This is a genomic window from Trinickia sp. NRRL B-1857 (assembly GCF_050470685.1).
GTDB lineage: Bacteria > Pseudomonadota > Gammaproteobacteria > Burkholderiales > Burkholderiaceae > Trinickia.
This window is the reverse complement of sequence record NZ_JBFLUK010000001.1, coordinates 3525985-3540416: the sequence shown is the minus strand read 5'-3', so window position 1 is coordinate 3540416 and position 14432 is coordinate 3525985. Positions and strand designations below refer to the sequence as shown.

The following is a 14432-nucleotide window of genomic DNA, read 5'->3' as shown; positions in this document are numbered from 1 at the left end:
CCCCACTACATCGCCCCCGCCTTTGCCCGCATTAGTAGCGCGCGTCGGCGGGCTTGCCGCCCTTGGGCCAATCATCCGCCTTCGCCGCGAAATCGGGACGCGGTTGATGCGAGACGTAGGCCGCGACGTCGAGCGCCTCTTGGTCGCTGAGCGTCGCGTTGCCGAGCGGCATGTTGTGCTTGATGAACGCGGCTGCGGGGCCGATGCGCGCCATGCTCGCGCCGATATTGAACGATGCCTCGCCCCAGAGCGGCGGAAAGACATAGCGGCCGCCGCCTTGCGTGCCCTGCCCCTCGGCGCCATGGCACGATGCGCAGCGCTCGGCATAGATCGCTTTGCCATGCGCCGGGTCGGGCGTCATCTTCGCGATGTTCGCGATCGAGCCCATCCCGCGCCCCGGCCCGAACTCGCCGCTCTTCACGCCCTTTGAAACGAACGTCATATACGCAAGCAAGCCCGTCATTTCGGGAGAATCGAATGCCAGCGGCACGCCGTTCTCCGATCGCAAGAAGCAGTTGTTGATACGCTGCGCGAGCGACTCGACTTTGGCGGAGCGCGGCGTATAAGCCGGCGTCACGCCGATCATGCCGTACCACGGCGACGCATGCGGCGTCGTGCCCGCGCCGATATGACAGCTCGCGCACGACATCGCCCCACCCGGCACGTGGCCGGGCGCGTAACCCGGGGTATCGACGGACAAGTGATAGCCGAGCATGACGGCATCCTTGTCGGGCCCAGCAGGCAGCGCGGCGAGCCGTGCCTCGATCGTGTCCGCGCTCACGATGCCGCTTCCCGCCGCACCCGGCGCTGGAGCAGCCTGATTATTTTCGGCCGCGCCGGCGCCGAAAGCCGTGAACGCCACCGCCAACGAGCATGCGACCGAGAGGGCCCGCACACGCGCGGGTTGATCAAGCGAGCGACGCGCCGACGCGAGCGCGGCCATTGCGCGGTATGGCTTCATGGTATTCGTCTCCTCACACCCAATGTATGTGCCGAGCGCCTGGGCTCGACATCTTCTTGCGATCGACACCGCGTATCAGCTTTGCCGCGTCTTCGCTTGGCTTTCCGCCGCCTCGGCGAGCACCGATTGTACGCATTCGTCGACGCTCAGTTCGTGAAGCGCATCGCGCGGCAGCGTGTCGTCGGCAGCGCGGCCCAGCACCTCGAGCACCCTCGGCTTCAAGCGCACGAGCACGAGCCGCTGCCCATGCGCGCGCAATTCGGCGGCGAAAATGCGCAGCGCCTCGATCGCCGTGCCGTCGACGTCGGGGGTCTCCTCGAGGCTCAGCATAATCGTATTGAGCATACCGCCTTGCGCAGCAATGAGCTTGCGCGCTTCGCTGAGCACCCGATCGGCATTCGCGAAAAACAGCGGTGCCTCAGGCCGCATGATCATGATGCCGTCGACGGGCCGGGCGTCCGCATGCGTCGACAAATCGACGAAATCATGACTGTCGCGCAAGCGGCCGAGCACACTCACCAACGGTTCCGAGAAATCTCGCAGCGTCAGCAGTAAGCTCACGCCGATCGCGACCACCAGGCCGTGCAGCACACCGAACACGAGCACGCCGGCCAAAGCCGCGATCGAAATAAGCCGGTCGCGCCGCCAAACCCAGTATGGCCGGAAGGCGTCCGGGTGCAACGAATGGCTAACGGCATAAATGACGATGGCCGCAAGGACGGGCTCAGGAATACGCGCAAGCTGCGGCCTCAAGAAGATGACGATAAGCCCGACGACGGCGGCGGCGACCATCCCCGCCCAACGCGTCTGCGCGCCGGCCGCCTCGTTGGCCGAGGTCGCCGAATAACCGGCGCCGACAGGCATCCCCTGCAAGAGGGCGGAGACGATATTGGCGCCGCCGAGCGCGACGAGATCGCGATTGGCCGACATCGCGTCGCCGTGCTTAAGCGCGAAACTGCGAATCGAGCCGTACGATTCGGCGTACAAGATGAGCATCAGCGCAAACGCGAGTTCGGCCGTTTGCGCCCACTGCGTTCGTGCGAATGCGGGCAGACCGAACCCGAGGTCTCGCACGTCGATCGTACCGACGACGGAGATCCCCCACCGATGCCAATCGATGAAATACCCCGCGCCGATCCCGAGCACGATGACCACGAGCGTTGCCGGAATGCGCGCACGCCGGCCGAGCGCGAACAAAATCGCGAGCGCGATACCGCCCAACGCGACGCTATACCCATTCGAGGCGGGAAGGTGGCGCATGAGATCGAACGCCACGCGCGGCACGTCGGCGTAATGCGACGACACCCCTAAGATGCTCGGGAGCTGCTTGACGACGATCGTCAACGCGAGCCCGAACGCAAAGCCGCGCAGCACCGGCTTTGCAACGAAGTCGGACATGCCGCCTAGGCGAGCAAGGCCCGCGAGCACGAACAGCACGCCGGTGGCGGCGACGAGCGCGGCGGCATAGGCGAGTTGCGCTGTGCCGCCGCCCGCTTGCGCATTGACCGTGGCCGCGAGCACGGCCGCCGACGACGATGTCGACGACACGATGGCAAAGCGGCTACGCCCCAGTAGCGCGTAAACAGTCAGACCGGCGAGCAGCGCGACGAGCCCCGCTTGCGGCGGCATATTGGCGATGCCGGCATAGGCGACGGCTTCAGGCAACAGCAGGCCGGCGATCGACATCCCGGCAAGCGCATCCTTGAGCAGACGCTGCGCCGGCGGCCTGCGAGCCCCGGGCTGCGCATACTCGGACGGATCTTGCAGATGCGCCGCGGCGGCATGCCCCGTATCGATCGTCATGGCATCAACCGTAAGGTCACCGGGGAGCGATCGTGCCCGACCAACCCGGCAAGTAGCGCGCCTGCGTGTCGTGCGCACAGGCGAGCGCCGCGGCAAGGGCCTTGTCGAAGTTCTTGCGGATCCGCTTCTCGGGAATTCTCGGCCGCAGATAATCGGCCCATAGAAACTCGCTGAACGGCGTCGTGTCCTTAGCAAAGCCGCCGACGCGCCGCAACTCGCCTGCCAAGCTGCGATAGGGATCGTCGACGAGTTGCGTCAAATTGTTCGGCAGACGATCGTAATCGTGCCGCGTACCGTCGGGGCCGAACGGATGCACCCACTGGAAGTGCTCCATCATGCGCCAAAAGATGACCGAATCCAGCCATGAGAGATCGCGCAGCACCATTATCTGCACCCGGCTCTCGCCCTCTTCGATGAGGGCCAAACCGAGATGATGGTGGTCGACGACGAAGTACTGCCCGTTCGGACCCAAAACCGCGGGGAACCAGTGCGTCGAAATCGTCTGCGCCCGGGCTTTTTTGTCGAGCGACTTCCAATGCGCGCGCTTGACCTCGACTTCGTGATAGCCCACGGTGATTTGCGTGGGCCGCAACGCGTCGAGTTGGGCCGGGATCAGACGAACATCGCTGGTCGGACCTTGCATGACTGTCCCCTCCTCGTTTCCTCGTTATCTAGCGCCTTTCGCCTTTCACTGCCGCGAGGCTTGTTCGAACCCGGATTGGGCCCGCTTAACGGCTGCCGCCGTTCGATGCGACATGCCCCGACGACTTCTTGCGCAACAGCTTATATACCGCGGCCAGCGCCACGGGCACGATCGCCGCGCCTACGCCGACCAGCACGATCAAGTTCAGGTACTGACGAATGAACGGAATATTGCCGAAGAAGTAACCCGCCAGCACGAGCAGCAACACCCACAATGCGGCGCCGGTCACGTTGAAAAATTGGAAGCGTCCCATGCGCATGTCGGAGACGCCGGCCACGAACGGGGCGAACGTGCGAACGACCGGAATGAAGCGCGCGAGCACGATCGTCTTGCCGCCGTGGCGCTCGTAGAAATTGTGTGTCTTTTGCAGCGCGGCGCGATCGAGAAAGCGCTCCAGCACGGGAATATGCGTATTGAACACCTTCGGTCCGATCGCCCGTCCGATCCAGTAATTGACGCTGTTGCCGCCGATCGAGGCAACCAGCAGCAGCGCGATCAGCGAGGGCAGGCTCATCTCGCCCGAGGCGCAAAACGCTCCGCCGATGAACAAGAGCGAATCGCCGGGCAAGAACGGCAGGACGACCAACCCCGTCTCGCAAAAAACGATCAGGAACAGCACGGCGTAGACCCATGCGCCGTAGTGATGGACGAAATCGCCGAGGAACTTGTCGATATGCAAAATCAAGGCGACGAAATGAAGCAACGTGTCCAAAGGTATTCCTTCCTAAGAGTCGAAACGAGCGAAGCGTCGCATGGCCGAACTCACCGGCGGTGAGCAACGGCCGACAGCCTCGCACCATGATACCGAAACCGAATGACCGATCTCGAAACAGCCTGGCAGCCCCTGTCTGCCGGGGGAATCGGACCACGGCAAATCGCTATAATGACGCCATGTCCGAATTCCCCGAATCGCCGGCCGAGACCGAGCGTGCCGCTGTGCCCCGCGCGCCGGCGCGCCGTGCGATTGCCGCCCTCCCCGACCAGCTCATCAGCCAAATCGCCGCGGGCGAGGTGGTCGAACGTCCCGCGTCGGTCGTCAAGGAACTGCTCGAAAACGCGTTGGACGCCGGTGCCAAGACATTGCGCATCGTGCTCGACGGGGGCGGCGTCAAGCGCATTTCGATCACCGACGACGGCTGCGGGATTCCCCCAGGCGAACTGCCGCTGGCGCTAATGCGCCATGCGACGAGCAAGATCCGCTCGCTCGCCGAACTCGAAGCCGTCGCCACGCTCGGGTTTCGCGGCGAAGCGCTCGCCTCGATCGCCTCGGTAGCCGAGATGTTCATCACGAGCCGCACCCCCGATGCGGCACACGCGACGCGTATCGACGCGCAGACGGGCGTATTGGCCCCGGCCGCGGGCGGCGTAGGCACGACGATCGAAGTGCGCGAGCTTTACTTCAACACGCCGGCGCGCCGAAAGTTCCTCAAGAGTGAGCAGACCGAACTCGGCCATTGCGTCGAAATGATCCGCCGCGCGGCGCTCGCACGTCCGGATGTCGCGATTTCGGTCATGCATAACGGCCGCGCGCTCGAACATTGGAACGCGAGCGAGCCGCCGGTGCGGGTATCGAAGATACTGGGCGAGGCTTTCGCAACGGCGCACCTGCCGCTCGAGCACGACGCCGGCCAGATCGCGCTCTATGGATGCGCCGGGCTGCCGACGGCGAGCCGCGGACGTGCCGATCAGCAGTACTTCTTCGTCAATGGCCGCTTTGTGCGCGACAAGCTGCTGACGCACGCCGTGCGCTCGGCTTACGAAGACGTCCTGCACGGCGATCGCTATCCGTCGTACGTGCTGTTTCTCGACCTGCCGCCGGAAGCCGTCGACGTCAACGTGCATCCTTCGAAAATCGAAGTTCGTTTTCGCGATTCGCGCTCGATCCACCAGTTCGTGTTCCATGCGCTTCAGCGCGCGCTCGCGCGGCATGCGGGCGCCTCCCCCGAAACGACTGCGCTCGGTCACGCCGCTCAGATCGAACCTCTGCCCGGCCCCGGCGCGCAACTCGGCGCCGCGACCGCTGCCGGTGCGTTGCCTGGCGGCGCGTCGATTTCGGCGGCCAACCGCGGCGGCACGACCTGGATGCGCGATTCGCGCATGGTTCAAGGCACGCTGCCCGTCGCCCAACCGCTCGCACTCTACGATGCGCTGTTCGGGCGCAAGGACGGCGCACGCCCTGAAAGCGGCGCGAGCGAGAACGATGCGGCGCCGCGCGAGCGTATCGACGGCGCGCCGTGGCTCGCCTCCCCCGCCGGCGCGTTGGAGATGCGCGACGAGGCGGGACAGGCGGCGAGCGGTGGATTTGGCGCCGTGCAGGCACCGATGGCCGCCGATCTCGATCATCCGCTCGGATTCGCGATCGGTCAGATTCACGGCGTCTATGTGCTCGCGCAAAATGCGCGCGGTCTCATCATCGTCGATATGCATGCCGCGCACGAACGCATCTTGTACGAGCAATTCAAGCGCGCGCTGGCCGAGCGCACGATCGCCGTGCAACCGCTCTTGATTCCCGTTTCCATGACGGCCGATGCCGTTGAAATCGGCACGGTGGAAGAAGAACGGGACGCGCTCGACGCGCTCGGTTTCGATCTGGCCGCCCTGTCGCCGACCACGCTTGCGATCCGCGCCGTGCCGGCATTGCTCAAGGACGCCGATTTGCCGGCGCTCGCACGCGCCGTGCTGGCCGATTTGCACGCCTACGGCGGCTCGCGCGTGCTGACCGAGCACCAGCACGAATTGCTCGGCACGCTGGCCTGTCATCATGCCGTGCGCGCGAATCGGCGGCTGACGCTCGACGAGATGAACGCGCTGCTTCGTCAGATGGAAGCGACCGAACGCGCCGATCAGTGCAATCACGGCCGGCCGACCTGGTACCAATTGACGCTCGCCGACCTCGATCGCCTTTTCTTGCGCGGACAGTGAAGCGCGTGAACGAGTCTCAACGCATTGCCGTCGCCTGCCTGCTGGGCCCGACGGCGTCGGGCAAAACGGCGGCAGCGCTCGCCTTCGCGGCGAGGCATCCGACGGAAATCGTCAGCGTGGATTCGGCGCTCGTCTATCGCGGCATGGACATCGGCACCGCCAAGCCGACGCTCGCCGAGCGAGCGGGCGTGCCGCACCATCTCATCGACATCCGCGAACCCACGCAGGCGTACTCGGCCGCGGATTTTCGGGCGGACGCTTTGCAGGCGATCGGAGCGATTATCGGGCGTGGACGCGTGCCGTTGCTTGTCGGCGGGACGATGCTTTACCACAAAGCGCTGACGCAGGGTCTGAACGACTTGCCGAGCGCCGATCCCGATGTGCGCGCGGCGCTCGAAGCGGACGCGGCGCGCGAAGGCTGGCCCGCGCTACACGCACGGCTGGCAAGCATCGACCCGGCCACGGCTGCGCGCCTGGCGCCGAACGATGCGCAGCGGATTCAACGTGCGCTCGAAGTGTTCATGCTGACGGGGCAGGCAATGTCGGATCTGCTGACGGCGCCTGAGCGACCCGACGAGACGGAGTATCGGTTCGTGCCGATCGCGCTGGAGCCGAGCGACCGCGCCGTATTGCATGCACGCATCGCGCAGCGCTTCGACGCGATGCTGGAAGCCGGTTTCGTCGACGAGGTTCGGCAGTTGCGCGCACGCGGCGATTTGGATCCGAGCTTGCCGTCGATGCGCTGCGTCGGCTACCGGCAAGCCTGGGAGTATCTGGATGGGGCGATCGACTACGCGACGATGCGTGACAAAGGGATTTTCGCTACGCGCCAGCTTTGCAAGCGCCAACTGACTTGGTTGCGTTCGATGGCGGAGCGAATCGTGATCGACTGCTGCGCGCCGAGCGCGACGGACGATGCGGTGCGCGCGGTCGAGGCGGTCGCGCGGGAAAACAAAAGGCGCGTCGGCCTCTAAGCTATCGGCGCCTTTCTCGCACCGAGTTTGTCATACTCGGATTGAGACGGCTCACCATACTTCGTGGCCATTTGGCATAACTGCGCCCCACGAGGCGAGGTCCGCGGGCAACGGGGCTTGGGAGTCGCGCTGCGCAACTAGCTGGCCCAGAGAATACTTGCGCCGAACAGGCGTAAGCAATATGCCTTCTGGATGGATATCTGCGTGCAACGGGTCCCCGACCGACACGTCGATGTGCTCCAGCAATGCAGCCGGTAGCCGCACAGCAACGCCGCTACCCCATTTTCGGATCTTGAGTTCCATAGCCGTACTCCAAATGTCGATCCATTACACAAGCGCCTCGTAAAGGCTGCGGATCCAACCCATGTATATTGGATCTACACTTCTCTTGCTTCGCGCAAGGAAGAAAAAAACCGCTCAAGGCCAACCCGAGCGGTTTTTTAGAAGCGCAGCCGTGAAGCCAGCGCACAATGTACCGGTCGCCTAAACCACGACCGTTTGCGCCTCGCCTTCCTGACTGGCGCGCACGGTGCCGATCTTCCACACTTGCTCGCCGGCCGCCGTCAGTTCGCGCACGGCTTCGTCGGCCACGTCGGCCGCCACGATGACGGCCATCCCGATCCCGCAGTTGAAGACGCGATGCATTTCGGCGTCGGCGACGCCGCCGTGCTGTTGCAGCCACGTGAACAGCGGCGGCATCGGCCATGCCGATGCTTGCAACTCGGCCGTGAGCCCTTCGCGCAGCACGCGCGGAACGTTCTCGACGAGGCCGCCGCCCGTAATGTGCGCCATGCCCTTCACGGCGATCTTTTGCATCAGCGCGAGCAGCGACTTCACGTAGATGCGCGTCGGCGCCATCAACGTGTCGGCGAGCGAGCGGCCATGGAAATCGGCCGACAGGTCGGGGTTGGCGCGTTCGATGATCTTACGCACGAGCGAGAAACCGTTCGAATGAATGCCGCTCGAGGCCAGACCCAGCACCACGTCGCCCGGGGCGATCGTGCTGCCGTCGATGATCTTGCTCTTTTCGACGGCGCCCACGGCAAAACCCGCGAGGTCGTACTCGCCGTCGGGATACATACCCGGCATTTCGGCCGTCTCGCCGCCGATCAGCGCGCAGCCGGCCAGCTCGCAGCCTTGCGCGATGCCCTTGACGACCGTGGCGGCCGTGTCGACGTCGAGCTTGCCGCACGCGAAATAATCGAGGAAGAACAGCGGCTCGGCGCCTTGCACGAGGATGTCGTTCACGCTCATCGCGACGAGATCTTGGCCGACCGTGTCGTGTTTGTTCAGATGAAACGCAAGCTTGAGCTTCGTGCCGACGCCGTCGGTACCGGAGACGAGCACGGGCTCGCGGTACTTCTTCGGCACCTCGAACAGCGCGCCGAACCCGCCGATACCGGCTAGCACGCCTTCGCGCATCGTCTTTTTCGCGAAGGGCTTGATGGCGTCGACTAGCGCATCGCCTGCGTCGATGTCGACGCCCGCGTCGCGATACGACAGACCCTGGGCGCCGGCATTGGCGTCCGAAGCGGATTTCGGTTGATTCATGGGGTAGGGCGAGAAGGTCGGTAAAATGCGATTTTAACCGATGCAGACCGGGATACGCCTTTGTCGCAGAATTCACCGATTCTCACGCCCTACCAACGTCAGGCCCTCTTTTGGGGCGCGGTCGCGCTCGGCCTCGGCATCCTGCTCTGGTTGCTGAGCCCCGTCCTTACGCCGTTCTTGCTCGGCGCGATCTTGGCCTACATCCTGCAACCCGGTGTCGCCTGGCTCGTACGCCATCGAATCCCGCGCGGCATCGCAGCACTCTTGATGATGCTCGTCTTCGCGATCCTCGTCTCGTTGCTCGCCCTACTCGTATTCGCGGTCGTGCAAAAGGAGGGACCCGAGCTCAAAGCGCAAATTCCGGGGCTGATCTCGCATCTGCACGACTGGGTTCAACCGAGGCTCGCATCGCTCGGCTACGGCGACATCTTCGATTTCTCGAGCCTGCGCGACATGCTCACGAACCAGCTCGAAGGCAGCGCGCAAACGGTCGCGCTCGCCGCGTGGAAATCGCTGCGCACAAGCAGTAACGTCATGATCACCGTGATCGGCGATGTGGTCATGGTGCCGCTCGTGCTGTACTACCTGCTGTACGACTGGAATACGATGCTCGCGCGTCTCGCCTCGATCGTGCCGCGGCGCTGGCTGCCCAAGACGCTCGAGCTCGCTGTCGAGATGGACCGTACGCTCTCGCAGTATCTGCGCGGCCAGTTGCTCGTGATGGGCGTGCTCGCCGCCTACTACGGCATTGCGCTTACGGTCGCAGGCTTCGAGATCGCGCTGCCGGTCGGTATCTTCACGGGGCTCGCCGTATTCATCCCGTATGTCGGGTTCGCGACGGGCCTCGGGCTCGCGCTGCTCGCCGCGCTCTTGCAATTCGGCAGCGTCTACGGATTCGTCGCCGTGGCGATCGTCTACGGGATCGGGCAAATCCTCGAAAGCTTTTTTCTCACGCCGCGCCTCGTCGGCGAGCGCATCGGCTTGCATCCGCTCGCGGTTATTTTCGCCTTGCTCGCGTTCGGCCAGTTGTTCGGCTTTTTCGGGGTGCTGCTCGCGCTGCCCGTGAGCGCGATCTTGTCGACGGCGTTGCGCGAAGTGCGACGCGGCTACCTCGCGAGCACGCTTTATAAGAATTGATCGTTCCTGTTTCCGACATCGTGACTGTGCATCGCCAATTGACGCTCGACCTCGGCACGCCGCCGCCGTCGACGTTCGAAAACTTCTTCGCCGGCGCCAACGCGGAACTCGTCGCGCGGCTCGCCGAGCTCGAGGGCGCGCTGGCGGCGGGACCGCTCGCCGACCGGACGTTCTATGTCTGGGGCGAGAGCGGCAGCGGCCGCAGCCATCTGCTCTCGGCACTCGTGCATAGCGCAGCGCCGGGCCGCGCCTCGTTCATCGGTCCGCAAAGCGGGCTCGCGGCCTTCACGTTCGATCCGCGCATCGCGATCTATGCCGTCGACGACTGCGATAAGCTTTCGGGCGCCCAGCAAATCGCTCTGTTCAATTTGTTCAACGAGGTGCGCGCGCACCCCACGAGCGCGCTCGTCGCGACGGGCAATGCCGCACCGCTCGGACTCGCCGTGCGCGAGGATCTGCGCACCCGCCTGGGCTGGGGCCTCGTGTTCCACCTCGCCCCGCTGCCCGACGAACGTAAGGGCGCCGTGCTCAAGCTCGCGGCCAAGGAGCGCGGCATCGCGCTGGCCGACGACGTGCCTGCGTACTTGCTCACCCACTTTCGGCGCGACATGCCGAGCCTGATGGCGTTGCTCGACGCACTCGACCGTTTCTCGCTCGAGCAAAAGCGCGCCATCACGCTGCCGTTGCTCCGTACCATGCTCTCGTTGCCGGCCGTCGACGCCCCACCCGAAGGCTCGCCGGCCGCGGCGAGCCGCTTCAAGTAAAATGCGCACTCATGACGAATCTCGCACTCTTCGACCTCGATCACACGCTCATCCCGACTGACAGCGACCACGAATGGGGCCGCTTCATCGTAAAGCTCGGCATTGTCGATGCCGAGTCGTATCTGCGTGACATCGATCGCTTCTACGCCGACTACAAGCGCGGCGAACTCGACATCCACGCGTATCTCGAGACGATTCTCGCGCCGCTCGCTCATCGCTCGCGCGAGGAACTCGCTACGTGGCACGAGCAGTTCATGCATGAGGTGATCAAGCCGGCCCTCACCCCGGTCGCGCTGGAACTCGTTCGCGAGCACCAGGACAAGGGCGATCTGTGCTGCATCGTCACGGCGACGAACGAATTCATCACGCGCCCGATCGCGGATGCGTTCGGCGTGCCGATGCTGATTGCGTGCGAAGTCGAAACCGTCGACGGTCAGCCGCATTCGCCGTTCACGGGACGCGGCACGGGCACCCCAAGCTATCGCGAAGGCAAGATCGTGCGGGTTCAGTCGTGGCTCGCCTCGCTCGGCAAGCATTGGGCCGACTTCGAACACAGCTACTTTTACAGCGATTCGCATAACGACATCCCGCTGCTCGAGAAGGTCACCGATCCGATCGCGACCAATCCCGACGCCACGCTGCGCGCCCATGCGCAAGCGAAGGGCTGGCGCATCCTCGATCTTTTCCAACCGTCGTGATCAAGAAACTCATCCGCAAGCTGCTCGGCCAAGACACGGACACGGCCGCGCCCGCGAGGGACGATTCCCTCGCCGAAGAGGCCGTCTGGACCGACGCCGCCGCCGACGAAGCGCCCAAGCCGCGCCGCAAGAAGGCTCGGCCCGAAAAGCGCGCGAGCGCACCGGGACCCGATGCGCCCGTGATTTTGTCGTCCGACATCCACGGCATCGATCCGTCGCTGATCTCGCGCAATGCCGTTCGGGTCACCGACACATTGCAGCAGGCTGGCTACCGCGCATTCATCGTCGGCGGTGCCGTACGCGATCTATTGCTCGGCATTGCGCCGAAGGATTTCGACGTCGCCACGGATGCGACACCCGAACAAGTACAGCGTCTGTTCCGCCGTGCTCGGTTGATCGGCCGCCGCTTCCAAATCGTTCATGTGCAGTTCGGGCAGGAGATCATCGAAGTCTCCACGTTCCGCGCCCTGGTAGACGCCCCGAAGGAAACCCCCTCGGGGGGCGCCCCGAAGGAAGCCCCCGCCGAAGACGCGCCGCCGAAGCGCCTGCGCCGCGACGAGCTCGACCGGCGCACGCATGCCGTCGACGCGAGCGGCCGTGTGCTGCGCGACAACGTCTGGGGCGAGCAGCACGAAGACGCGACCCGTCGCGACTTCACGATCAACGCGATGTACTACGACCCGGCGACGCAGACGGTGCTCGACTATCACAACGGCATGGCCGACGTGCGCGCGCGCCTGCTGCGGATGATCGGCGACCCGGCCACGCGCTACCGCGAGGATCCCGTGCGAATGCTGCGCATCGTGCGATTCGCGGCCAAGCTCGGGTTCGAGATCGACGACGCTACGCGCGAACCGATCGAGCCGCTCGCCGATTTGATCCACAACGTGCCGGCCGCACGACTGTTCGACGAGATGCTCAAGCTGCTGCTGTCGGGCCACGCGCTGGCTTGCCTCAAGCAACTGCGCAAGCACGGCCTGCACCATGGCTTGCTGCCGCTGCTCGACGTCGTTTTGGAGCAGCCGCATGGCGAGTCGTTCATCACGCTCGCCTTGAACAGTACCGATGCGCGGGTCAAGGCCGGCAAAGGCGTCTCGCCCGGCTTCTTGTTCGCGACGCTGCTGTGGCACGACGTTCAGCAGCGCACGCAGCAATATGAAGCGAACGGCGAATTTCCGGTGCCGGCGCTCCATCGTGCGATGGACGACGTGCTCGATATGCAAACCGAGAAGCTGGCGATTCACAAGCGCTTCTCGGCCGATATGCGCGAGATTTGGGGTTTGCAGTCGCGCCTGGAAAAACGCTCCGGCCGCAGCCCGCTGAAGCTCATCGAACACCAAAGATTTAGAGCGGGTTATGATTTCCTCCTGTTACGGTGCGAATCGGGTGAGCTCGATCCCGCAATCGGCGCGTGGTGGACATCCTTCTTAGAAGGCAGCCCCGCCGAACGCGAGGCATTGCTGTCTCAAGGCGGCCGCGAACGCGGTCCGCGCAAGCGGCGTCGCCGCGGTGGGCGCAGTCGCAAGAGCGGCGAAGGCGAAGGTGAAAGCGCCGACGCCGTGGATGCACCGAGTTCGCAAGAGGACTGAACGGGCGGCGCCTCGCCGCCGAACGCCAAGTCAGGAAGTCGTAGGAAGCTATGCCATGACGGTTGCTTATCTCGGTCTAGGCGCGAACCTCGGGGATGCTCGCCAATCCCTGAAGGATGCGGTCGTCTGCCTCGCCCAGCAGCATGCCATCACCGTGCTCGCGAAATCGAGCTTATACCGCACCGCGCCGATCGATGCCGGCGGCGACGATTACTACAATCTGGTCGTCAAGCTCGAAACGTCGCTGGGTGCACCCGCCCTGCTCGCGCTCTGTCATCGGATCGAACATCATTTCGGCCGGGAGCGCCCGTTTCGCAACGCGCCTCGCACGCTCGACCTCGATATCGTCCTGTATGGCGATACGCGAATGGACGAGCCCGACCTCGTCATCCCGCATCCGCGCGCCTTCGAGCGCGCTTTCGTGCTGGTCCCGTTGGTGGAGATCGATCCCGAGATCGAGATTCCCGGTCATGGTCGCGCGGACGCCTTGCTGCCGAGCGTGGCCCATCAACGCATCGAAAAAGTGAAGACCTGCTGCTGCCCCGTGGCCGACGCACTCGCGAAAGCGGCAAAAAAAGCCGTCGGCGGATGCACGCAGGCCCGCGCGGAATCGAGCGAGGTAGCCGCAACTCATGGCGGTAAGTCCTGATGTCGATGAACGCACCGCCGGTCACGGTGACGGCGCCCGATCTGCGCGCGCCGCACCGCTACATCGTCGTCGAGGGGCCCATCGGCGCGGGAAAGACATCGCTCGCGCAGCGGCTCGCCGAGCGTTGGCCGATGCGCCTACTGCTTGAACGGCCCGAGGCCAATCCGTTTCTCGCCCGCTTTTACGGCGACATGCCGCGCTACGCCTTGGCCACCGAGCTGCAATTTGCCGTCCAGCGCGCCCAGGAGGCCGAGCAAACGGCCGACGTGCTTGCCCGCGGCGACGCCGTCGTCACCGATTTCATGCCGCAAAAGAGCGGCATCTTCGCGCGCCTCACGCTCGATGAAGACGAGTGGCGCCTCTACGAAGGGCTAGCCGAGCGCATCGGTGCCGGCGATGCCCCCGTTCCCGACCTCGTCATCCAATTGCAGGCGAGCCCGGCCATGTTGCTTGCGCGCGTGCAAAAGCGTGCAAGAGCCGACGAAGGGCGCATCACGGAAGCGTATTTACGCGAGCTCAGCAACGCTTACGACCAATTCTTCTATCAGCTGGAATCCGACGCGGATTTCGCCCTGCTCCTCGAACATATCGAGACGATGCGCGGGCGCAAGGCAAGCTTCGTCAAAGCGCTTTAATATCCGCTCCGGCAGCGCGCTCGCGCTAATTTCCCTTTCCGAATGC

The 14432-nt window shown here is 64.6% G+C and carries 14 protein-coding genes; 8 read left to right on the top strand and 6 right to left on the bottom strand.

All coding sequences use genetic code 11. The annotated features are described in order from the left end of the window. Positions 1-31 precede the first annotated feature (31 nt). The 4 genes from AB1286_RS15840 to AB1286_RS15825 all read right to left on the bottom strand — a co-directional run bounded on the left by AB1286_RS15840 (position 32) and on the right by AB1286_RS15825 (position 4179). Positions 32-961 (bottom strand): c-type cytochrome, encoded by a 930-nt coding sequence (locus AB1286_RS15840; protein ID WP_430364154.1) that lies wholly within the window; start codon positions 959-961, stop codon positions 32-34. 75 nt (positions 962-1036) lie between these two features. Next, positions 1037-2764 carry a SulP family inorganic anion transporter gene (locus AB1286_RS15835; protein ID WP_430364153.1) on the bottom strand — a complete coding sequence of 576 codons (1728 nt, stop codon included), beginning with the start codon at positions 2762-2764 and terminating at the stop codon, positions 1037-1039. A gap of 16 nt (positions 2765-2780) precedes the next feature. Then, positions 2781-3407: a ParB-like protein gene (locus tag AB1286_RS15830; protein ID WP_430364152.1), complete on the bottom strand. Its 627-nt coding sequence runs from the start codon at positions 3405-3407 to the stop codon at positions 2781-2783. Positions 3408-3492: 85 nt separating this feature from the next. Continuing rightward, positions 3493-4179, bottom strand: a complete 687-nt coding sequence (locus tag AB1286_RS15825; RefSeq protein WP_430364151.1) for a DedA family protein — start codon at positions 4177-4179, stop codon at positions 3493-3495. A 179-nt stretch (positions 4180-4358) separates the two neighbouring features. Between AB1286_RS15825 and mutL the strand changes: the two genes are divergently transcribed. Continuing rightward, positions 4359-6389, top strand: a complete 2031-nt coding sequence (gene mutL, locus AB1286_RS15820) for a DNA mismatch repair endonuclease MutL (RefSeq protein ID WP_430364150.1) — start codon at positions 4359-4361, stop codon at positions 6387-6389. A 5-nt stretch (positions 6390-6394) separates the two neighbouring features. Continuing rightward, a complete protein-coding gene (miaA, locus tag AB1286_RS15815; protein WP_430364149.1) occupies positions 6395-7363 on the top strand; it encodes a tRNA (adenosine(37)-N6)-dimethylallyltransferase MiaA in 969 nt (322 codons plus the stop codon). A gap of 51 nt (positions 7364-7414) precedes the next feature. On the opposite strand, the gene AB1286_RS15810 is transcribed toward miaA, so the two are convergent. After that, complete coding sequence (locus tag AB1286_RS15810) at positions 7415-7666, bottom strand: AbrB/MazE/SpoVT family DNA-binding domain-containing protein (RefSeq protein WP_430364148.1); 252 nt, start codon at positions 7664-7666, stop codon at positions 7415-7417. 180 nt (positions 7667-7846) lie between these two features. Further along, on the bottom strand, positions 7847-8914 hold the full coding sequence (purM, locus tag AB1286_RS15805; protein WP_430364147.1) for a phosphoribosylformylglycinamidine cyclo-ligase: 1068 nt from the start codon (positions 8912-8914) through the stop codon (positions 7847-7849). 60 nt (positions 8915-8974) lie between these two features. Here purM and AB1286_RS15800 point away from each other — a divergent pair, with 60 nt between their 5' ends. From AB1286_RS15800 to AB1286_RS15775, 6 genes are read left to right on the top strand one after another with little or no spacing between them, the layout of a single operon-like run. Further along, entirely contained in the window at positions 8975-10051 is a 1077-nt protein-coding gene (locus AB1286_RS15800; RefSeq protein WP_430364146.1) for an AI-2E family transporter, read from the top strand. A gap of 20 nt (positions 10052-10071) precedes the next feature. After that, positions 10072-10815 (top strand): DnaA regulatory inactivator Hda, encoded by a 744-nt coding sequence (gene hda / locus AB1286_RS15795; protein WP_430364145.1) that lies wholly within the window; start codon positions 10072-10074, stop codon positions 10813-10815. 11 nt (positions 10816-10826) lie between these two features. Beyond that, the gene (locus tag AB1286_RS15790) at positions 10827-11513 is read left to right on the top strand and encodes an HAD family hydrolase (protein ID WP_430364144.1); all 687 of its coding nucleotides are present in this window, start codon (positions 10827-10829) and stop codon (positions 11511-11513) included. Next, positions 11510-13102 (top strand): polynucleotide adenylyltransferase PcnB, encoded by a 1593-nt coding sequence (pcnB, locus tag AB1286_RS15785; RefSeq protein ID WP_430364143.1) that lies wholly within the window; start codon positions 11510-11512, stop codon positions 13100-13102. Before AB1286_RS15790 ends, pcnB begins: the two co-directional genes overlap by 4 nt. A gap of 55 nt (positions 13103-13157) precedes the next feature. Beyond that, positions 13158-13751, top strand: coding sequence for a 2-amino-4-hydroxy-6-hydroxymethyldihydropteridine diphosphokinase (gene folK / locus AB1286_RS15780; protein ID WP_430364142.1), 594 nt, complete (start codon positions 13158-13160; stop codon positions 13749-13751). Positions 13752-13756: 5 nt separating this feature from the next. Further along, a complete protein-coding gene (locus AB1286_RS15775; protein ID WP_430365086.1) occupies positions 13757-14386 on the top strand; it encodes a deoxynucleoside kinase in 630 nt (209 codons plus the stop codon). Positions 14387-14432: the final 46 nt, after the last annotated feature.